General features: G+C 59.5%; 16 protein-coding genes and 3 pseudogenes. 10 read left to right on the top strand and 9 right to left on the bottom strand.

The features are described from left to right. Positions 1-171: 171 nt before the first annotated feature. Together FF124_RS12965 and FF124_RS12960 are read left to right on the top strand one after the other, a co-directional pair. A pseudogene (locus FF124_RS12965) lies at positions 172-483 on the top strand (transposase domain-containing protein); the annotation flags it as partial. A 185-nt stretch (positions 484-668) separates the two neighbouring features. Further along, on the top strand, positions 669-1,199 hold the full coding sequence (locus tag FF124_RS12960) for an AAA family ATPase (protein ID WP_138748901.1): 531 nt from the start codon (positions 669-671) through the stop codon (positions 1,197-1,199). A gap of 110 nt (positions 1,200-1,309) precedes the next feature. Here the strand turns inward: FF124_RS12960 and FF124_RS20790 are convergent. The 3 genes and pseudogenes from FF124_RS20790 to FF124_RS12945 form a co-directional block, all read right to left on the bottom strand. Beyond that, a pseudogene (locus FF124_RS20790) lies at positions 1,310-1,471 on the bottom strand (IS3 family transposase); the annotation flags it as partial. Positions 1,472-1,588: 117 nt separating this feature from the next. Continuing rightward, the gene (locus FF124_RS12950) at positions 1,589-3,955 is read right to left on the bottom strand and encodes a GH36-type glycosyl hydrolase domain-containing protein (RefSeq protein ID WP_138748900.1); all 2,367 of its coding nucleotides are present in this window, start codon (positions 3,953-3,955) and stop codon (positions 1,589-1,591) included. After that, a complete protein-coding gene (locus tag FF124_RS12945; protein WP_138748899.1) occupies positions 3,952-4,995 on the bottom strand; it encodes a LacI family DNA-binding transcriptional regulator in 1,044 nt (347 codons plus the stop codon). The genes FF124_RS12950 and FF124_RS12945 overlap by 4 nt, the downstream gene beginning before the upstream one ends. Positions 4,996-5,227: 232 nt before the next feature. Here FF124_RS12945 and FF124_RS12940 point away from each other — a divergent pair, with 232 nt between their 5' ends. The 4 genes from FF124_RS12940 (at position 5,228) to FF124_RS12925 (ending at position 9,406) form a co-directional block, all read left to right on the top strand. Next, positions 5,228-6,466: an ABC transporter substrate-binding protein gene (locus FF124_RS12940; RefSeq protein WP_138748898.1), complete on the top strand. Its 1,239-nt coding sequence runs from the start codon at positions 5,228-5,230 to the stop codon at positions 6,464-6,466. A gap of 137 nt (positions 6,467-6,603) precedes the next feature. After that, complete coding sequence (locus FF124_RS12935; RefSeq protein WP_138748924.1) at positions 6,604-7,437, top strand: carbohydrate ABC transporter permease; 834 nt, start codon at positions 6,604-6,606, stop codon at positions 7,435-7,437. Then, positions 7,434-8,321: a carbohydrate ABC transporter permease gene (locus FF124_RS12930; RefSeq protein WP_210237464.1), complete on the top strand. Its 888-nt coding sequence runs from the start codon at positions 7,434-7,436 to the stop codon at positions 8,319-8,321. Before FF124_RS12935 ends, FF124_RS12930 begins: the two co-directional genes overlap by 4 nt. 5 nt (positions 8,322-8,326) lie before the next feature. Further along, a complete protein-coding gene (locus FF124_RS12925; RefSeq protein WP_138748897.1) occupies positions 8,327-9,406 on the top strand; it encodes an ABC transporter ATP-binding protein in 1,080 nt (359 codons plus the stop codon). 46 nt (positions 9,407-9,452) lie between these two features. Here FF124_RS12925 and FF124_RS12920 read toward each other — a convergent pair whose 3' ends face one another. The 3 genes from FF124_RS12920 to FF124_RS12910 all read right to left on the bottom strand — a co-directional run bounded on the left by FF124_RS12920 (position 9,453) and on the right by FF124_RS12910 (position 13,682). Beyond that, on the bottom strand, positions 9,453-9,818 hold the full coding sequence (locus FF124_RS12920; RefSeq protein WP_138748896.1) for a hypothetical protein: 366 nt from the start codon (positions 9,816-9,818) through the stop codon (positions 9,453-9,455). 280 nt (positions 9,819-10,098) lie between these two features. Next, the gene (locus FF124_RS12915; protein ID WP_138748895.1) at positions 10,099-11,373 is read right to left on the bottom strand and encodes an MFS transporter; all 1,275 of its coding nucleotides are present in this window, start codon (positions 11,371-11,373) and stop codon (positions 10,099-10,101) included. 89 nt (positions 11,374-11,462) lie between these two features. Further along, positions 11,463-13,682 carry a beta-glucosidase family protein gene (locus tag FF124_RS12910; protein WP_138748894.1) on the bottom strand — a complete coding sequence of 740 codons (2,220 nt, stop codon included), beginning with the start codon at positions 13,680-13,682 and terminating at the stop codon, positions 11,463-11,465. A 185-nt stretch (positions 13,683-13,867) separates the two neighbouring features. On the opposite strand from FF124_RS12910, the gene FF124_RS12905 reads away from it, so the two are divergent. After that, the gene (locus FF124_RS12905; protein ID WP_138748893.1) at positions 13,868-14,434 is read left to right on the top strand and encodes a TetR/AcrR family transcriptional regulator; all 567 of its coding nucleotides are present in this window, start codon (positions 13,868-13,870) and stop codon (positions 14,432-14,434) included. A 96-nt stretch (positions 14,435-14,530) separates the two neighbouring features. Here the strand turns inward: FF124_RS12905 and FF124_RS12900 are convergent, their stop codons facing one another. Next, the gene (locus FF124_RS12900; protein WP_210237463.1) at positions 14,531-15,223 is read right to left on the bottom strand and encodes a TetR/AcrR family transcriptional regulator C-terminal domain-containing protein; all 693 of its coding nucleotides are present in this window, start codon (positions 15,221-15,223) and stop codon (positions 14,531-14,533) included. A gap of 159 nt (positions 15,224-15,382) precedes the next feature. Here FF124_RS12900 and FF124_RS12895 point away from each other — a divergent pair, with 159 nt between their 5' ends. The 3 genes and pseudogenes from FF124_RS12895 to FF124_RS12885 all read left to right on the top strand — a co-directional run. Beyond that, positions 15,383-16,462 (top strand): oxygenase MpaB family protein, encoded by a 1,080-nt coding sequence (locus FF124_RS12895; RefSeq protein WP_138748892.1) that lies wholly within the window; start codon positions 15,383-15,385, stop codon positions 16,460-16,462. A 207-nt stretch (positions 16,463-16,669) separates the two neighbouring features. After that, positions 16,670-17,128: a pyridoxamine 5'-phosphate oxidase family protein gene (locus tag FF124_RS12890; RefSeq protein ID WP_138748891.1), complete on the top strand. Its 459-nt coding sequence runs from the start codon at positions 16,670-16,672 to the stop codon at positions 17,126-17,128. 374 nt (positions 17,129-17,502) lie between these two features. Beyond that, positions 17,503-17,715: pseudogene (locus FF124_RS12885) on the top strand (IS3 family transposase); the annotation flags it as partial. A 254-nt stretch (positions 17,716-17,969) separates the two neighbouring features. Here FF124_RS12885 and FF124_RS12880 read toward each other — a convergent pair. Next, the gene (locus FF124_RS12880) at positions 17,970-19,871 is read right to left on the bottom strand and encodes a TRAP transporter permease (protein ID WP_138748890.1); all 1,902 of its coding nucleotides are present in this window, start codon (positions 19,869-19,871) and stop codon (positions 17,970-17,972) included. A gap of 200 nt (positions 19,872-20,071) precedes the next feature. Further along, positions 20,072-21,094 (bottom strand): TAXI family TRAP transporter solute-binding subunit, encoded by a 1,023-nt coding sequence (locus FF124_RS12875; RefSeq protein WP_138748889.1) that lies wholly within the window; start codon positions 21,092-21,094, stop codon positions 20,072-20,074. Positions 21,095-21,111: the final 17 nt, after the last annotated feature.

Raw genomic sequence — 21,111 nt, 5'->3', positions numbered from 1 at the left:
GTGGAGCAGCCCGGTAGCTCGTCAGGCTCATAACCTGAAGGCCGCAGGTTCAAATCCTGCCCCCGCAACCAACTTTACTTGCGAAAGCCCCGCCACACCGGCGGGGTTTTTGCTTTGCACCGATGCACACGTCGCGAGATGCAGTAGTGACCTGAGCCCCTGAAATACATCGCCAAATCCTGGGAGGGCTTGTGCCTGTTCCTGACCAACGGGCGGATCGAGATCGACAACAACACCGTCGAACGAACCATCAGACCCATCGCGCTCAACAGGAAAAACGCTCTCTTCGCCGGTCATGAAGCCGGAGCTGAAAACTGGGCGGCAATCGCCTCTCTCATCGAGACCTGCAAACTCAATTCCGTCGCTCCGCAAGCCTATCTGACCAGCACGCTCACAGCTATCGTCAACGGTCACAAGCAGAGCCGGATCGATGAACTCTTGCCGTGGAATTATTCGGTGCTAGTTGGCCGGGGCAGTCCATAGATACCTATGGGTTCAATACGAACTCAAACGGTCAGGTCCTCTGCACCAAAAAGCGTCTTTGAACTGTAAAGCGACGGAAATCTGAATGTCGCGCGCGATTTGTATACCGTATTTGCTCTGCGCCGAAGGCGACAGGGAAACTTAAACATGGCTGCGGATCAGAAGGTTCCGAGAACGGAAGCAAAGTGGGTATCAGAAACTATTTGATCGAAGGCGTTTCCGGAACTGGAAAGACCTCGGTTGCCACCGAACTGCAAAAGCGTGGCTACCACGTCATCCACGGCGATCGCGAGTTGGCATATCAAGGCAATCCCAAGACGGGGGAGCCGCTGGAAAGTTCTGCGCATAATCATAGCCATTTGGATGTGGCATTTGGACACGAACATCATATTTGGGATGTCGACAAAGTCAGATCCTTGGTGGCCGAACGAAGCCAGGCCATCTCCTTCTTCTGCGGCGGCTCAAGAAATTTCCATCAGTTTATCGAACTGTTTGACACCGTTTTCGTTCTCGAAGTTGACTTGAAGACATTAAAGAGGCGACTCGGGAACCGGCCCGAAGACGAGTTTGGCGGAAAGCCAGCCGAACGAGAATTGGTTGAGCGGCTGCATCACACGAAAGAAGACATTCCAAAGAACGCGGTGGCAATTGATGCCACTGCACCGCTTACGTCCGTTGTCGATAATATTCTATCGAGATGTGGAGACGTCGGCTAAGTCGTTGTCGCTCCTTGGTTCAATCCTAGCATCAAGGTTGACCGCACTCGAAACTGCATGCCGGAAAAATCTCGTTCAGGTGTGATCTGACCCGTCGACGCCACATCATGGATGATCTGGTCCAGCTCACGAGCAACCCGCGGCCCGGAAAGCGATCTGTCCGCGACAAGGCCAAGGCATTCCCTGGCGCAGTCATTGACGACGGTCAGCACCCGGAACTTGCGGCCAGCCTTGAACTGATCCGGCATGAAGTCCAGCGACCGGCGATCATTGACTGCCACCTCTGGTCCTCTCAGTGGGCCAGAGATTGCCTCAAAAATGGATTCGTTCGACGGGGCAAGGGCCAGGCCGTGTCCGATGGCGCGCCTTTTGTTGCGAAAACCATCGCTTCACGACTGGCCGGGGAGGCGAACAAGGACCGCGTAGGTTTTTCCGGGTTCCACCTCTTCCAGTCTGTTCTCCGTAAGCAGAACGGCGTTGACGGTTATGGTTGGCTTAGCCAACGAAGCATCTTTTTCAATGCTGACGTCGAATGTTGCACCACGGAACACCCGACTGAAACGGAACGACGCCCACTCCCCCGGGGGCTGCGGATCGATGATCACGCCGTCGCCATCGCCGCGCAGTCCGCATAGCTGCTCGATGACCAAGCGGTAGTACCAGGAGGCGGTCCCGGTGTTGAACAGATTGCTGGAGCGGCCGGCCGTGCGCGGATGCTGATAGTAGGCGCCGCGATAATAGTTGGGTACATAGAGCGGCAGTTGACCCCGGGTCTTGATGTCCCGCGTGTCCGGTCGCGTCAGCATCTTGGAGAGCACCGCAAAGCCGCGCTCCTTCTCTTTGATGTGGTAGAGCGAGGCGGCGTAGAAGGCGGCTGCGTGATTGTAGACCGCGCCGTTTTCGCCGTTGCCGGGCCATTTCTGGGTTACGCGGCCGACATCATCGCGCATGGCCGCATAGGCGGGCGCGAACATGGCGGCGCCATAGGGGGTGTCGAGCTGGTTGTCGATGGCTTGCAGCATGCTGGCCTGTTTTTCCGGATCGGCTGTGCCTGCCAGGAAGGCCCAGCTCTGGGCATTCAGATAGATCCGCCCTTCTGTGTCAGCCTGAACGCCGAAGGCGATACCATCATCGGTGATGCCGCGGGCATACCATTTTCCGTCCCAGAGGTAGCGATTGATGCTGTCGTTGAGCTTTTTGGATTCCTGCTCGAGCCAGTCGGCGGTGTGGTTGTCGTTTTCCGTGCGGCAGATGCCGGCCCAAGTCGTCATCGCATAGCTTGCGGCTTCCGCCAGCCAACCGGAAACGCCCTTGCCCTTGTAACCGACCATGTTCATCGGGTCGCACCAGTCCCCCTGGGCGATATAGGGCAGGTTGCGTTCATCGACTTCGCCGGCGAGAAAACGGAGCGCCCGCGTCACATGTTCGTAAAGCGTTGCCTGTTCTTCACTGTCGGTCCAGGCGACGCGTTCACCGAGAATTGCGCGGTCACCGGTCTCGTCGATATAGGCCTTGGTGGCGATAACCAGCCAGACGGCATGATCGGTATGCGGAATCTGATTGATATATTTCAGCTCGGTATCGGGCCGCAGCAGAATCCCGTCAGGCACCTTGCCGGAGAAGAATTGCTGGCTGGCGGTTCTGAGGATCGCAGCCCGCGTCCGCTCCGGCGCGATGAAGATCATACCGAGTCCGTCCTGCAGATAGTTGCGGGTCTGCGGATCGGTGGTCAGGCGATGGGTGTCGCCATGGTAATAGACCTGGCGCGGCAGCCAGTAATTGACGAAGTGGTCGAAGTCATCGTCGGGTGTGTGGATTTCCAGCGACCCGAGCCCGGCGCGAATGTAGTCGTCATAGTCCCGACGGACGGTTTCAAGGCTGCCCTCGATATACTTCTCCGTCAGGGCCGCAATCTCGGCCTTGTCGAAGGCCGGGCCGAAAACAAAGCGAAATTCCTCGGTCGCACCGGCGTCCAGAGAAAGATCCCACTGCATGATGCCGGCCGGATTCTCGTAGCTGGCGTCTCCACCCCCAAGATGCCCGCCATCCTGCAGGGCTGACGGGTTGTGCAATCCGCCTTCGCCCTCGAAGGCAATCTGTGCGACCTCGAAATGGTCGGGCTTTCGATCTGCGGCAAAAAAGGTGATATCTTTCAGGTGCTTGTTTTTGAAGTATTGTTCCACCTTCTGGTAAGGCGTCACGCTGGTGCAGACGATGGCGTTCAGATCGGCGTCGAAATGGCCGCCGCGGTTCATCCATGACGAATAGCCGACCGGAAAGAACGGAACGAGGGAAAGGGACTTTTTCTCGTCCGTCAGGTTGGTGATCCGCACCGACCAGATTTCGGCGACATCCGCGACCGGGAGATCAAGCCGCAGTTCAACGCGCACGCCATCTTTTTCGATCACCCAGCGAATATCCGAAATGCCGGGTTCGAAACTGAAATGATCGAGCCTGGCACGCACCGGCTCGTAAGGGGCCGAAAACAGGTCGCCGGTGTCATTGTCTCGAACATAGAAAAACCGGCCGGGATGATGCGGGAAATAATCCTGTTCCGGCTGCATGAAGGTCTGTGCGGCAATGGTGGGAACATGGGCGTATTTGCGCGGTTCGGGATCCATATACTGGCTCACGGCGTAGCCGCGTGCGCTCATCTGGATCATCATCTTGCGGTTCCAGAGATAGCTTGCGGCGTTGGGCGCCAGTGTTGGGTCATTCAGACGGAAGCGCCGTCCGCTCTCGATAAAGGAAGTCATCCTGTTCTCGTTGCGTTGGTGTTTGCATTCGGCCCTAAACCCAGTGCAGCCGTCGAGCGCCTGACGCATAGCGAGGGCTCGAACCGCTCCTGGAAGGGAAGGTCGGTGTCGTAGGTGAGATTGAGCAGTTGGCGGCAGGCCGAGCGGGCCATCTCGTCGATCGGGGCGTGGATGGTGCTCAGAGGCGGTGCGGTATAGGCGGCGAAATCGACATCGTCATAACCAAGAACCGAAACATCGCGTGGCACCGAAATGCCGCGATTGTTCAGTTCAGAAATCAAAAGCATGGCGACCTTGTCGTTTCCGCAGAATACGGCCGTGAAATCGAGGTTCATATCCAGAAAAGCGCTGACCAGACGTTCGGCGGCGGCGTAGCTGAAAGCACCTTCGACGACGCAATCCTCCGGAACCGAGCGGCCGAGCTTGGCCATTTCGTCCAGGAAACCATCGTGGCGCTGACGGGCGTCCTGCGCTGAAAGCCGGCCGGTGATCACCGCGATCTTCTCGTGGCCAAGCTCGACAAGATGGCGCGCCGCCAGCCGGCCTCCCAGTTCGTGATCGATGAAGAAACACCGCCCGGCGAGTGCATCGGCCTGATGGTTGAGCAGCACGAGATTGGCAAAGTGTTCGCAGGTGCGCGCCAGCTCAAATGTGCCCTGAAGCGAACAGGACATCAGAATACCGTCGCAATCGCGGTTGACCAGATAGTCGAAGTGGGCGCGACGATCGGCATCGGACCGGGCGTCCTCGGCATTGGCAAGAATCATGTGCTTGTTGTGAAGGCGCAGCTCCTGCTCAACCGCACGGATGATCATGTGATAATAGGGCCCTTCGAGAGAGGGCACCCACACACCGATCAGATCGGACCGGCGTGACGACAGCGACCGCGCCATGCTGTTCGGACGATAGTTGAGCTGCTTGATGGCACGCTCGATTTTCTCGGCCGATTTCTTGGAAACGGAACCGTTTCCAGAAATGTAGCGCGAGACCGTTCCCGATCCAACGCCAGCCAATCTTGCGACGTCTTTCACCGTGGCCATTTCTGAACTCCCCTCCGCCCGTTACCTGAAGCACCTCGCCATATTGCATTATTATTCAACGTGTTTCAGCCAATTACAACATCCCGAATGGTAGGCGCGAATCTTTTTTTGCAGGAACCATTGACAAAATCAAGTGCCTGCCATTGTATTTGGAACCGATCCCACTTTTGAGATCGATATCGCTTTTGACCGGACCATATGGTCCCTCAGATGACCCTTTTGGGGAGGACACATGTATATTTTGAAGAATGCCGCATCCGCTCTGGCGCTGACTGTGGCAATGGCCGGCGCTGTGCACGCGCAAGAGCCGCTTGACGCCGAAGTTATTCATTGGTGGACGTCCGGCGGCGAATCCGCGGCAATCGGCGTTTTTGCCGACGCCTACAATCAGGCCGGCGGCAACTGGCAGGACAGCGCCGTTGCCGGCGGTTCGGCCGCGCGCAGCGCCGCCATTAACCGCATCATCGGTGGCGATCCTTCCACGGCCGCCCTGTTCAACACCTCGCAGCAATATCACGAGATCGTCGAGGAAGGCCTGCTCAACGATATTGATGCCGTGGCGACGGAGAACAACTGGGATCAGATCCTGCCCGAGCCGATCGTCAACGCCGTGAAGATCGACGGCAAATACTATGCCGCGCCGGTGAATATCCATATGCCGCTGTGGATCTGGTACTCGATCGATGCGCTCAACGCGGCGGGAATCGAAAACCCACCGGAAAGCATGGACGAATTCTTCGCTGCACTCGACAAGCTTCAGGAAGCCGGCATCACGCCGCTGGCGCTTGGCGGCCAGCGCTGGCAGGAAAACTCCCTGTTCTCGGCAATGCTGACCAATGTCGGCGGCGGCGAACTCTGGGAGGCTGTCTATGCCGACAAGGACGAAGGCGCCATTCATTCACCGGAATTCCGCGAGGTCATCGAAACCTTCATCGCGCTGAAACCCTATGTCGATTCGGCTTCCCCGGGCCGGAACTGGAACGACACCACCGCCATGCTGATCAATGACGAAGCTGGTTTCCAGGTCATGGGCGACTGGGCCAAGGGTGAGTTCAAGCAGGCCGGCAAGGAAATCGGCACAGACTATGGCTGCCTGCCCGGCCTTCGTCCGGATTCTCCCTATGTCCTCGGCGGCGACGTCTTCGTCTTCCCCAAGACAGACGATGACGAACAGGTCAAGGCACAGCGCCTGCTCGTCGAGGTCATGACGGATCCGGAAACCCAGGTCGCGTTCAACAACCTCAAGGGCTCGATCCCGATCCGCTCCGACGTTGACGAAAGCAAGCTCGACGCCTGCGCCCAGCTTGGTCTTGAAATCATGTCGGATCCGAGCCGTCAGGCGCCGGACGCTTCGCAGATGATGGCCGAATACATCTATGGCTCGGTCCAGGATGTCGTGACCGAACTGTGGAACACCGACATGTCTGTCGATGAGGCTGTCGATCGCTTCGAGCAGGCCCTCAACGGCTGATCCATTCAATCGGGAACAACAAAGCGGGAAGGGGGCACGATGTCTCCTTCCCGTTTTCAAGGGAGGTTCCGTTGCACGCCGCCGCCTTCACCCGGCATATCAGGCGCAACCTGTTTGCCTATATCGCCTTGCTGCCGATGGCCGTCGTCGTCATCTTCGCCTATCTGGGAACGATGCTCTGGTCCGTCCGGCTTTCGTTTTCCAGCTCACGGCTTCTGCCGAAGGACGACTTTGTCGGCTTTGCCCAGTATACGAGGCTTTTTGAAACCTCACGCTGGATCACGTCTCTGGAAAACCTGGCGATTATCGCCTTCTTTTTCCTGCTGATCTGCTTTGTGCTTGGCACGCTTCTGGCCATCTTCATCGACCAGAATGTACGCGCGGAAAGCCTGTTCAGGACGGTTTTCCTTTATCCCTATGCGATGTCCTTCGTTGTCGCGGGCCTGATCTGGCAATGGATCCTCAATCCGGATCTCGGCATCCAGGCGACCATGCGCGACCTCGGCTTCCCGAATTTCGTGCTCGACTGGACGGTCAACCCGGACAAGGTGCTCTACGCGATCATTCTGGCAACGGTCTGGCACGGTTCCGGGCTGGTCATGGCGCTGATCCTGGCTGGCCTTCGCGGCATCGACACCCAGATCTGGTCGGCGACCCGCATCGACGGTATTCCGCCATGGCGCGTTTACCTCTCCATCATTCTGCCCATGCTCCGGCCGATGATCATCACATCGCTGGTGCTGCTGTCGATCTCGATCGTCAAGATGTACGACGTCGTCGTGGCCATGACCAATGGCGGACCCGGAACGGCGAGTGAGGTGCCGGCCAAATTCATCATGGATAACCTGTTCGAGCGCGCCAATATCGGCCTTGCCACCGCCGCCTCGACCGTGCTGCTGATCACCGTTCTGCTGATCATGGTGCCGGTTCTCTATTCCCAGTATTTCCGCAAGAACGGGAGGGCATCATGACTGCGCCATCCGTCGCGAAACGCCCGGTCAAGGCCGAGCACGTCTGGGGACGCTTCGGCGTCTACGGATTTTTGTTTTTCGTCGCGCTGTTCTTCCTGCTGCCGCTCTATGTGATGCTTGTCACGTCGTTCAAAAGCATGGACGAAATCCGTCTCGGGCTGATCTTTGCACTGCCCCAGAACTTTTCGCTCGACGCCTGGATCAAGGCGTGGACGAGCGCCTGCACCGGTCTCGACTGCACCGGCCTTCAGGTGGGCTTCTTCAACTCGGTCAAGATCCTGATCCCGAGCGTCATCCTCTCGATCCTGTTCGGCGCGGTCAACGGCTACGCCCTGTCTTTCTGGCGGGTGAAGGGGGCGAATGTGCTGTTTGCCTGCCTGCTGATGGGTTCGTTCATTCCCTATCAGGTGTTCATTTATCCGCTGGTGCGCTTTTATGCCCAGGCCGGCATCTATGGCTCGCTGCCGGGCATCGTGCTGACCCACATCATCTTCGGCATGCCGGTGATGACGCTGCTGTTCCGCAACTATTACATGGGCCTGCCGATGGAGCTGTTCAAAGCGGCCCGTATCGACGGCGCCGGGTTCTGGAAGATCTTCTTCGCGATCATCCTGCCGATGTCGGTTCCGATCACAATCGTTGCCGTCATCATGCAGGTCACCGCGATCTGGAACGACTTTCTGCTCGGCCTGGTCTTTGCCGGCAGAGACAACCTGCCGATGACCGTCCAGCTCAACAACATCGTCAACACGACCACGGGCGAGCGCGCCTACAACGTCAACATGGCGGCAACCATCCTGACCTCGCTGGTCCCGCTTGTCGTCTATCTGGTTTCCGGCCGCTGGTTCGTGCGCGGCATCGCCTCCGGCGCCGTGAAAGGATAAGTCCCATGAGTTCTGTAGCCATTGAAAATCTCGACATTCGCTACGGCAGCGTGCATGTCGTCAAAAGCCTCGACCTTGAAATCAAGGATGGCGAGTTTCTGGTTCTGCTCGGTCCCTCGGGCTGCGGCAAGTCCACGCTTTTGAACGCCATTGGCGGGCTGACCGATGTCAGCGGCGGCAAGATCCACTTCAACGACAAGGACGTAACCTGGGTCGACCCCAAGGACCGCGGCATCGGCATGGTGTTCCAGTCCTATGCGCTCTATCCGACGATGAGCGTCGAGCGGAACATGTCCTTCGGCCTGAAGATTGCCGGTGTGCCGAAAGCCGAGATCGAAAAGAAGGTGAAATGGGCGGCCGAACTGCTGCAGATCACCCATCTGCTCGACCGCAAGCCGTCGGCGCTTTCGGGCGGTCAGCGGCAACGCGTCGCCATCGGCCGCGCGCTTGTCCGTGACGCCGACATCTTCCTGTTCGACGAGCCGCTTTCCAACCTCGACGCCAAGCTGCGCGCCGAGTTGCGTCTTGAAATCAAGAAATTGCACAAGGCGCTCGGCTCAACCATGATCTACGTGACCCACGACCAGATCGAGGCATTGACGCTTGCCGACCGGATCGCGGTGATGAAGGACGGCATCATTCAGCAGCTCGACACGCCGCTCAATGTCTATAACAAGCCGGCCAACGAATTTGTCGGCACCTTCCTCGGTTCGCCGGCGATGAACAAGATTGCCGGCGCTTTTGCCACGGAGAACGGCGGCATCGCCTTCAAGTCGGGCAATTTTTCGCTCGATGTCAGCGCTTATCCCTTCGTTGAACCGGTCCAGGACGGGCAGAAGGCGACATTGGGACTGCGTCCTGAGCATTTGCGGCTCGCCCATGCGGGCGAGGCTGCATGGAGCGGAACCGTGTCTCTCGTTGAGCCGATGGGCAGCGATATTCTGGCCTGGTCGGATTTCGATGGCATCACGCTTTCGCACCGGCTGAGCCAGGAAGAACACTGTGACGTCGGCGAGCCGGTTTCGGTCACGGCGGATGTCAAAAAGGCATCCTTCTTCGAGGAAAATACGGGCGCTCGTCTTTAGCCCATTCCGGTGCCCAGGTGCTGCGCTGTATACGCGCTAAACTCCGTCAGAATGGACGGGCCTTTTGCGAGCCTGCGCTTTCACCATAGAGCGGCTGACATGGCTTCGGCCGCTCGTAATTGCGGAGTTCGCGACGTTCGGCAAGGTCAGGCGTCGTTTGTGCTCTCAGCGCCGTGACGATTCGCTCATGCTCTGCAAAGATTTCCCCGCCAGCGCTTTTCGTGCTCACATGCAATGAAGCGGTGGCCATGCGCTGATGGAAAACATCATGCTTTGCGACGGAGTGGCCTTTTTTCACGATATCCGCGAACCCGGCCCGATGCGCTTGCCTTGGCAGCTTTCGGGGCACCAGGGTTCCACTAATTGTATCTAGGCCCGCCTTGCGGCCTCGTAGCCGCAGACCGTCATTCATCTTCTGCCATTTTTGACGGACCGGTTGGACAACACGCTGAAATGCATATCATCATGCTCTTCTCTCTTTCAGAGCGCTGAAACGGATGCGTACCAGGCCGGTTTCATCACCTTTTCATGCGTTTAGCCAGCGCTGACGAAATCGCCGTGTCCGAATTACTCACGAAGGGGATCACGATCGTCCGCGGCTGGCAGATGACCCAGGTCAGGCCGCACCCGATCTATCCAGCGCCGAGACCCAACCGTTGGATGGGTCTCGTTCTTCTGCGAATATCGTCGGCTCAGCGAACGGACCGGATCAGGCCGATCATGATCACGCCGAGGACCGAGACGACGGCGACCATCGGGAAGATCATCTGATAACCGGCCACCGAGATCGCCATGGCGGCAATCGCCGGGCCGAGCACCTGGCCGCCGGTATTGGCCAGGTTGAGAACGCCGAGATCCTTGGCCGCCGTTTCCGCATTCGGGAGCACTTCGACATTCAGCGCCTGATCGACGGAGTTGAAAATGCCGCTGCCGAGACCCGAGATCAGCGCATAGACGAGCATCGTCCACGGCTGAACCGAGAAGAACGGCACCAATGCGCCGATTGCGACCAGAAGGCCGGCCAGCATGACGGGGACCTTTCGGCTGCCCATCCTGTCGGAGACCGGCCCGGCGACCACGGCCATCGCCAGCGCGGTGATCATCAGGATGATCGAGATCGTGCCGAGCTGGCGCCCGACATCGTCCTCAGTGATTTTCAGATAGTCCGTCAGAATGTAGAGCTGGTAGCCCTGAATGGCGAAGGTGGCCGTCATGATCGTCAGCTTGCCGAACAGGGCGAGATAGTAGTCGCGGGCATTGCGGCGCGGAACGCTGAAATTGTCGAGCACCATCTCACGGCTGAACTGGCGCTTTGGCATCGGCTTGCTGGAGCGCTCCCGCATCAGCAGCGCGGCGACCGGCCCGGAAAGCAGAATGGCAATCGCCATCATGTTGAAGCCGAAGGTGACGTCCCCCAGAAAGCGGGCATTGATGAACTGGCCGCCATAGATGCCAAGGGTGAAGCCGAAGGCATAGATCGACGAGATCGTACCGCGATGGGCCGGTGCGATGCGATCTGAGATAACGGCCAGAAGCGGCGCGACGATTGCATTCAGGAAGACCTGGAACACGCACCACTCGAAGAGAAGCAGCGCGACGCTCTCCGTGCGTCCCATGATGAGAAGCGTTGCTGCCGAGCCGACCGAACCGACGATCAGCCACGGCGTTCTGCGGCCCAGGACGGAACGGGTCAGATCGGAGAACGCGCCGATCAGGATATTGGCGACGGTTGCGACAATCATGGCCGAAACCGAGAGCATGGCGACGATATTGGCCTTGTTGGCCGGATCGATGACCGCGACGCGCGCGGGCAGCAGCACGGTCGCGGTGCCATAATACGGGCCGAGCCAGAGGAGGACGCCGGCGCAAAGCGCGGCGCCGAGGCGATAGGGGATCTTTGGCTGCTGCCGGTCGCTGATCGTTGCCGACCATGCAGCCTCATTTTGTGCTTGTGACAGGTTGGTCATGGGTAAACTCCGAAAGGGTCAACCACGCCGCCAGGCCGGGAAAGAGAGACGCACCCGGCGGCGGGCCGGACAATGGCGCTGAACGGCGTTCAGGCGCCCTTGACATTGATGGTGGTTGACAGGGCTTCGGGGTCGCCCCAGCAGAATGCCGCCTCGAGCCGGACGGAGCCGGCAGGCTGGACGAATGTGCGCGCCTTTTCATCCCATCGGTTGAGCGGTTGCAGTGACGCTTCGATCTCGGCCTTCTGCGTCTTGCCCGCTTCAACGAAGACGACCGTGAAGCCCAGAAGCTCACGCTCTCCGGCACGGTCGCCCTCAAGGCGCGTGCCATAAAGCTGCACGACCTGGTGGCCATCCATGTTTCCGGTATTGGAAACCGAAACGGTCGCGCGCAAAGCCCCTTCACCGACCAGCGCGGCATCGAGGTCACTCAGCGCATAGGTGGTGTAGGACAGGCCGAAACCGAGCGGGAAATCCGCCTCCACGCCGTTTTTCTGCATCAGCCTGTGACCGTACCAGTGATCGTAGGTGATGGCCGTGGCATCCTTGTCGAAATAGGGCGTATCGCTGGCGTCGGCAGGGATCGGATAAGGCAGGCGACCCGACGGGTTCTTGCGCCCGAAGATCAGGTCCGCAAGGGCGTTGCCGCCTTCCATGCCGGAATACCAGCCGAGCAGGATGCCGGGCACGAGTTCCTTCCACGCCTTGATGATGACAGCGCCGGCCGTTTCGATCACCACGATCGTGCGTGGGTTCACCGCGGCGACGGCCTTGATCATCGCAACATCTTCGGCAAGCAGTTCCAGCGAATGCCGGTCGCCGCCTGCATTGCCGCCGCCGACAACGCTGACGCCGCCGCCCATGGCTTTCAAAACAGCATCGCGGTCCTTGCGCTCGGCATCGGATGTCGGCCCGGGATAGAGTGCGAGAAGATCCGCGCGCGATGCGACCGAACCGTCGACGAACTCGCCTTCATCGGCTGACGTATAGCCGACGACGACGATGGCGGCATCGCAATCGCCCGCCAGAGCCGCCGAACGGGCGGCATCGCCGCTGCCATCGGAACGCAGCGTGACGTTCGAGCCGCCAAGCGCCTTTTCAATGCCGGCAAGCGGGGTGACGACATAAGGGGCCCGCACATCGGACGAACCATGGTCGCCGGTATTCGCGGTGTCGCAAAGCCGGCCGACAACCGCGACAGAGGACAGGTTTTCCGGAGCGAGCGGCAGAACCGGTGCGCCGTCAACGGCCTCATTGCGCAACAGCACCATCGAGCGTTCGGCCGCTTCACGGGCGAGTGCCACATGATCGCTTGAGACGACGAGGTTTTCGTCCGGATCTGACGGGTCGCGCGTTGCATAATGGCGCAACTGCGTTGCGAGAATGCGAAGCCCCGCGCGCTCGACATGGCTCCAGTCGCATTTGCCGGATTTCAGATCGTCTTCCAGATGGGCGCCGCGCTGCTGGCACAAAGGCGCTTCGACATCGAGACCCGCGGCGAGCGCCAGCCCGCCATCGCGCATGCCCCAGATGAAGTCGGTAATGACCACGCCCTCGAAATGCCAGGTATCGCGCAGGGTTGCCGTCAGGAGATCGGCGTTCTGGCCGGACCATGTGCCATTGACCGAATTATAGGAACTCATGACCGCGAAGGCGCCTTCGTCGATGACGCGCTTGAAGTGCGGCAGGAAGGTTTCGTGCAGGTCCTTCTGATCGATCGTGACATCGACCGAGAAGCGGGCATTTTCCATGCTGTTGAGCGCAAAATGCTTCACGCAGGCCATGGCGTTGCCCTGAATGCCGCGTGCGAGCGCCGCCCCCATTTCGCCGAGAATGACCGACTGGTCGGAATAGGTTTCCTGAACGCGTCCCCAGGCGGGATGACGCGGCAGGTTGATGCAGACGCCGCCGAAGAAATTGGCGCCAAGCGCGCGGATCTCGCGACCGATGACCGTCCCGACCTTTTCTTCAAGCGTCACGTCCCAGGTGGCGCCGCGCGCCATGGAGACGGGAAAGCAGGTCGACTGGCCGAGAACCGAGCCACGCGGACCGTCGGCAAAACGCAGGCCCGGAATGCCCAGCCGGTCCACGGCCCCCATGACATAGGGATAGATATTGTAGCCTTCCGTCGCCAGGCTGAGCATGCCTTCCCAGAACGGCTGGTCGCCGTCGAGCAGGGATAGCTGTTCCGCAGGTGTCAAAAGGCCAAAGAGCCTGCGCGCTTCAGCCTCTGCGTCGCCTCCGTTGCGGACGATTTCGACCGCGCCGGAAAAGGTTTCATTCTCAAGTGATGTGTTGTGATCGTTCATGTTTTCCTCCCATAGAAAAGTTGAACGCTCACTATCTAGTACTTAGTAGGTATTTAGTAAAGTGAAAAATGAGGTGATCGCTTCAGGTCTCGGGCTATGCTAAACCGGGTTCAAATCAATTCTCACCGAAAGCCTTTGCCGTGTCCCGTCGTCCCGCCGCTCCGCCCAAACATGCACGCGAACGAATGCCTGTGCAGCAGCGCCGGATCCAGATTCTGGAGACCGCGACGGTGTTGATCGCCGAGCGTGGTTTCTGGGGTGTGACGCTGAGAGACGTCGCCATCATGTGCGGGATCACGGAAGCCGGCGTGCTGCATCATTTTTCCAGCAAGGCAAAGCTGCTGATCGCCGTTCTGGAATATCGCGACGAGGCCGATTTCGTTGCTCTGGCGCGGTTGCTCGGCATAGAGCGCGGCGATATCGAGCGCACGCCATTGCCGGTTTCACTGCGGGAACTGTGTACGGCGCTGATCACCCGCAATGCGGGACAGCCCGAAATCGTGCGGCTTTACAGCGTTCTCAATGCCGAGGCGCTCGAACCGTCGCATCCGGCCCATGCCTATTTCCAGGACCGCGAGACAATGGCGCTTTCCCTGTTCCGGCGGGCGATGCCTGAAAATGACGAAGCGATACATATGTCCCGCCAGATCCTCGCCGCCATGGATGGATTGCAACTGCGTTGGCTCAGAACGCCCGACGATGTCGATCTTGTCCCCGAATGGGAAAATTTTTTCGAACGGGCGTTTCTTTAACCCAGCGGGCAACGAAGGCAGCGAAGCCTGCCTTATCCGTGAACGATAGAACCTGTTGACCTCCGGGAAGGCCCCGGGCCGTCCCCAAATCCACCCTCAGCGCCTCCCGGCGGTGCGCAGTCTATCCTCCGCGCCCGCGATAATGAGCGCGATGCTGAAGGCAAGCTGGTCGGCGCTGTAGGTATCAACACCGCGGGAGGCGATGCGCTCGAGGTTGGGAAAGCTGTGATCCGTCTGCGCCCCGAGGGCGGATTTCAAAAGTTGGCTTCGCGTCCGGGCGACTTCCTTTTGCGCCTGTGCCAGGTCGCGCGCATGTCCGAGGCAAAGCGTGGAGAGCACCGTCATCAGGCGGATGGCGTCTTCGTCGGTGAAGCCCCCCTCGTTGAGATGCCTGAACATGGTTTCGACGGGTTCCAGCGGCAGATCGTTCATCAGGTCGCCGAACCAGAGATAATCCACCAGCTCGGCAAGCCCTGCAGCACTGTCCGCCAGATCGCGCGCGTAAATCCGGCACGCGTCCTTCCAGTCCGCGGCTTCGCGCACCCGGGTCTGCATCAGGCGTTCGGAAAAGGTGTGACGCGCGAGAAGCTCGAACAACGACTGGCGATCCTTGACGTGATAGTGCAGCGCCTTTCGGTCCACCTTCAGCACATCGGCGAGCGACTGCATGGAAAGCGCCTCCAGCGGAAGCGTTTTGGCCGCCGCAATGATCTGATCGACGTCAAGACCCGCCCTTTTTCCCGGACGCCGTTTCCGCCGTCCGCCCTCGTCTTTCCCCGCTGCCGTCATGCCTGTCTTGCCCGTTCGTATTGCACGTTGGTGATGGCCCTTATCCCGCACGCTTTTCAATACCGCAAGGGCGCTGCGCATACCCCGGAAGAATCATATTGACAAAACTCAAGTGTGAGGATTACCTTTATTCCCGGCCGGGAATGTTAGGAGGAAGATATGACCACCACCGATCAAACAACAGTGACAAATCCCAACCTGCTGGTGAGCCGCGAGCGCCTGCGCGGCAGCGCGAAGCGCTGGCGGCGCCACGGCATCCCCACCGTTGCGAAGAAAGCGGAAGAACCGGCGGCCCGGGGTGTCTTCGGCCCCGGCTCGGTCGCCTGGGACGTGCTTCTCCACCCGGCGGTGATCGTCTTTCAGTCACCGGCGCAGTTCATCCTGCAGCTGACCTACAAGCCGGTCGTGGCCGGCGTCCGCGACTGGGACCCGATCTCGAAGAAGGCGCATCGCGGTGAACTGACCCTGTTCGACGTCTTCGATCGCGGCCAGAGAAACTCCGGCATCCACGCGCCGATGTGGCTTGGCGACAGGGATACCGCCACGCGCGTCGCCCAGCACCTCATCCGCGTTCACGAGAAGGTCGCGGGCGACGTCATCGATGTCGGCCATCCGGAACTCGGCGGCTATCAGGCCAACTCGCCGCGGGATTCCATGTGGGCGGCACTGACCGAGATGCACTCGATGCTCTGGGTCTACGAACGCCTCGGCTTCAAGGGGTTCAGGCGCACCGGACGGCTCACGCCGGAACGCCGGGACCGCTACATCGCGGAGGTCAGCGAGTACTGCAAGCTGTTTCCGCATGACGAGGAAGAGCTGCCGAAATCGATGGCGGACCTGAAAAAGCTTTATGCGAAATACGACGATCTGTTCGGCGTCACCAAGACGCTGGCGACCATTCCGGCAACGGGCGAGAACTTCCACACGCTGTGGATGGAGTCGATCAAGAAGAACGCTCATCCCTCGCAGCGGAAGGTGAAGTTCCAGCTGTTCTTCCAGGAGGGTCTATTCAAGATGCTTGCAATGGCCGCCGTCTCCGGCAAGACGCGCAAGAACAGCGGCCTGACCCCGCGCCAGGAAAAGAAGGTCCTGGCCGCAAGGGTGGCGCTTCTTCCGCTGGTCTGGCTGGTGCAGCAGCCGCCGTTCGAGCGCTATTTCCTGCGCATGATGTGGGGCCCCGACGCGGTGGAACTGGTCAACGACGCCCGCAAGATCCACGCCGAAGCCAAGCGACGCTGAGCTTCTTCGGACCGGTCCGGGTCGACAAGCACCTCGACACGCCCTATGGCGGAGCGAAACAATCTGGCATTGGCCGGGAGTTCGGCATTGATGATATGAAAAAATCACGCAGTCGAAGATCCTCAACATCGCGAAGAAGTCCGCGACATAAAAATCGTCTGGCAACTTTTTAAGGCGGAATACGTTTACTCCCCAAAGGAGAAAACAATGTCAAAATCCGAATTCTGGAAAGAAATGGACGATGTCCGCGCCGCGATGCTGGGCATTGGATCGGCCCGCCATGTGCCGATGTCGCCCTACCCCGACGACAAGGAAGGGGTGATCTGGTTCATCACCGCGAAGGGCACCGAGCTGGTGAAGGCGATTGAGGCAGGCGAAAGCGAGAGCTCGCTGATTGTCACGGGCAATGGCGAGATGCACGCCCGCGTGGAAGGTCGCTCCGAGGTGGTCCAGGACCGGGAAAAGCTTGAGGAGCTCTGGAACCCGATTGCTTCGAGCTGGTTCGACGGCATCGACGATCCCGACATCCGGCTGATCCGGTTCACGCCGGACTTCGCCGAAGTCTGGGCCACCAAGGGTGCGATCGGGTTTGCCATCCAGATCGCAAAGGCCAAGGTGAAAGACGAGGAACCCGATATGGGGGACCATTTCGAGGTCCGCTTTTAGTCTATTATCAAGGCCTGCACGACCTCACTTGCGACGTTTTCGGTGGCGGCTTGATTTACCAGCCGCCACCGCCGGAGAATGCGCCACCCGAAAAGCCGCCGCCCGATCCCGATCCGTTGGGCGAGATGCAGGCCGTGAGGTTGGTGCTGAGGGCCTGGCAGGCGCCGAAGATCGTCGCGCCATGCGCGCCCGTGTCGTTTCGTCTAGCGAATCCGGCTGAGGGCGCCTTGTCTCCCGATGAAAAAGTATCAAAAATCCGTTTGTTACACCGATCTTTCCCGACAGGCTGTAAATCTCAACTCGCGAGCGGGAACAGCGCTGCCAGGACGTCTTCGTTCCGCTTTCTCATCCGTCAGGCCATGCGCAGGCCGATTTCGGTAAGCCGCCGGGGAAACTGCCACGACAATGCGGTCGTCGAGAGCTTCTTCAATCTACTGAAGCGAGAACGAATACGTCGACAGGTCTATCACTCACGCGAAGACGCCAGAAGAGATGTGTTCGATTGCATCGAGATGTTCTACAACCCTAAACGCAAACACGCCCGCAACGGCATGCTGTCGCCCGTAGAGTTCGAACGACAGCGCTAAATCTAAACCGAGGGTGTCTATGAAACGCGGGGCTATGCACAGGTCAGAAGCCATCGCCGCCTATATATCTCCCAATGCATTTTACGGAGGGCAGGCTCACTTGGCTTTTCGGGACCGGTTGACAGAAATTGGGAGCCGGATCTCCGCCGCAGCCGGCGACCGGACGGCTTCGAGTGATCTTCGGGTTTTGACCTGAGCCCTGAAAGCCCGGAGGATACTGGGTTCAGATCAGGACGTTTCGAGGATAGCGGCGATCATCCGTTCTGGAACCGGAGTGCGGCCGGCTGGCTGTTCGCCCGGCTTGTGCGGATCTGGGAGACCAGAACCGCGATGAAGGCAAATGCCCCGAGTGCCAGCATCGGATATTCGAGCGGCAGGCCGTCAACATGACGGAAACCCGAATAGCCCAGCATGAGGGCGGCGGCGGCTGAAGCGAGGATCCGTTCGCGAAGGGAAAATACCGTGAGCCCGCAGCCATAAATGGCCGCCGTCAGCGCGGTCATGCCGAGAGGCACGGCGATGACCGTGCCGAGTCCCCAGACCCAGTTGACCGGGTTGAAGGTCAAAAGCGGGTTGAAGATGATCAGAAAGGGAATGATGAAACCGGAGATTGCGAGCTTGGCGGCCGAGAGCGCCGTCTTGAAATAGGGCGCTCCGGCAATTCCCGCCCCGGCCAGTGCTGCAAGCGCCACGGGCGGCGTCAGGGATGAGATTACCGCAAAATAGAACGAGAAGAAGTGAGCAGCCATCGGATCTACGCCCATCTTGATGACCGACGGGATCACCACGATAGCGACTAGCGTATAGGCAGCGCTCGTCGGCACGCCGCATCCCAGAATGATCGAGACGACCATGGTCAGGGCGAGCCCGATCAACAGATTGCCTGCGCTCAGGATCTCGACGAGACCCGCGATCTTGTTGCCGAGGCCGGTTGTGATCAAGGTCTGGGCAATCATGCCCACGATCGCGAGCGAAATCCCGATCTGCGCCCCGATCAGCGCACCGCCGGCAATGCTCTTGACAAGTTCCATCGGGCGCGGGCGCGTCTGTGGATCGATATAGGACAGACCAATGGCCAGGAGGATCGCCCAGAAGGCCGATTTTGCCGGACTGTACTGCATGATCAGCAATGTGATCAGAACGGCAAGCGGCAGGCCGAACAGCGGCAGCCGGCGCATGAGCTTTCGGTAGTCGACGCGCTCGAGCGGTGCCTTGATGTCGAAGCGGACGGCGAGGAACTGCACCCCGAGCATCACACCCCAGAAATAAAGGACAGCGGGCAGGATGCCGGCGAGCATCACCGCATCGTAGGAAACGCCCAGGAACGACGCCATCAAAAAGGCCGCGGCCCCCATGACCGGCGGCATGAGCTGGCCGCCCGTAGATGCGGCAGCCTCGATGGCGCCGGCATGCTGCGGCTTGTAGCCGACCTGTTTCATGTAGGGAATGGTAAAGGCGCCGGTGACGGCGACATTGGCAACGGCGGCGCCCGAGATCATGCCGATAAAGCCGCTCGAGACCACAGCCGTCTGGCCCGGCCCGCCGCGAAAGGCCTTGCCGGCGATCTTTCCGGCTTCCAGGAAGAAATCATTCACCTTGATGATGCCGAGCAGCGAGCCGAAGACCACGAACAGGAAGACCTGATTTGCGGATATGCCCAGAAACTGGCCGAAAATGCCCGATAGACCGATGCTGAGATAGGAAACGACATAGTCGAAATTGAACGGACGGTGGTAGAGGTGGCCGGGCAGCCCGTCACCCCACAGAAAATAGGCCACGAAAATCGCAGCGACGATCGGAAGCGTCCAGCCCCATGCGGCGCGGGTGGCAATCACCACAAGGCCGATCAGAACGACACCGACGGCGACGTCCATGGGATCGGGAAATCCGAACACTTCTTCCAGGTGGACCATATTGGCAAGAACATAGCCGGACGCGGCAACGCCGAGTGCTGCGAGGGTGAGATTGAGCACCATGCCGATCCGCGCCTTCGACTGGCGCGCCTGATAAAGAAACAGAAGCAGGAAGATGAAGGCGAGATGCACGGCCTGATGCTCGTAGGACCCCAGGAAAAGATACTGGGTTGTCAACATCTGGTAGCCGAACATGGCCAGTCCGGAGAGGACGAGGGCTCCGTCCAATAATCTCAACCGCATGACGTCGGGCTCCAATAGAGCATTTCGCGGTCAGGCCAGGCCGCCTGGCATTCGCGAGAATGCATCAAACAAACAGTGAGAGCGCTCTTGCGTTTCCAGAAACGCCAAAGGCTCCAGGGGCGGGTGTTCATCCTTGCCTCAGCGTGGGAAAAGGCGACGCGTTCCGGATGATCGGTCGCCCTTTCCCGTGACGCAGCCGGTTATTTGATCAGGCCAGCCTCGCGATAGGCACGAAGGGCGCCGGGGTGGATATCCTCCACGTCCCAGCCATAGATCATGCCTTCGGGCGACATCAGCTTGCCGGTGGCCTGGTATTCGCCGAACTGGTCGATATTCTCCAGAATGAGTTTGGTCACCTGATAGGCTTCCTCATCGGGAAATTCGGGTGCGACCATCCAGGCAACGCTGTCGGCAAAACCCTCCATCGGTTCGGTAATCGACGGATCGGCGCCGGCCGGGATTGTCGCGTTGGCCATGCTGATGCCGGCATCGCGGGCCTTGGCGACCTGTTCAGCGCCCCATTGCAGGTGATGCGGCTTGCGCCCGGAGGCGAGGAATTCAATGGTCTGCGGACTCATCATCACACGGTCGCTTACCGGATCGATATATCCGCCGACAACGGCGGCATCCGCCGTGCCGTCGAGAAGGGCATTCACCGCCTCCTGCGTTCCGACATACTCGATGTCGATATCGTCATCGGTAAAGCCGTAGCCATCCTTCAAGATCGCCACCGGTTGGATCGCCCAGTTGATCTGTGCCCGGCGGCCGACGGCGATCTTCTTGCCTTTCAGGTCCTCAATGGTCTTGATGTCGGGATCGAGCGTGGCAAGCCAGCTCGAGTTCAGATTGTAGTTGGCGATCAGCTTGAGGGGTTCATAGGCCTTGTCGAAGGGCGTATCGCCGGCTTCTGCAAGCCCCAGGACGCCGCCGCCGGAGCCCACGATCGTGCTGGCCTTCAGGTCAGGTTCAGCGTCGAGCTTCTTGATGTTGAAGACAAAGCCGGGGCTTTCGGTGTGGGTAATCCGAACGCCGTTGCCGTTCTTCTTCGAAATCTCCTCAAGCGCCGATCCCATGACATAGGATCCCGTCCCGAAGGGGGCGCTGATCAGGCTGATGTCGGTCTGGTCCTGCGCCGATGCAGCGCCGGCGCCGAAAGACAGTAGCCCGCAGGCGAAAACCGCCGCAGTGATCCCGCGGACTTTGGCATTGGCTGACTTGTGCATAACTGTTCTCCTCCCAG

Origin of the sequence: Martelella lutilitoris (assembly GCF_005924265.1) — a bacterium.
GTDB classification, from domain to species: Bacteria; Pseudomonadota; Alphaproteobacteria; order Rhizobiales; family Rhizobiaceae; genus Martelella; species Martelella lutilitoris.
The sequence above is the reverse complement of the archived record's forward strand: the minus strand, read 5'-3'. Positions and strand labels throughout refer to the sequence as shown.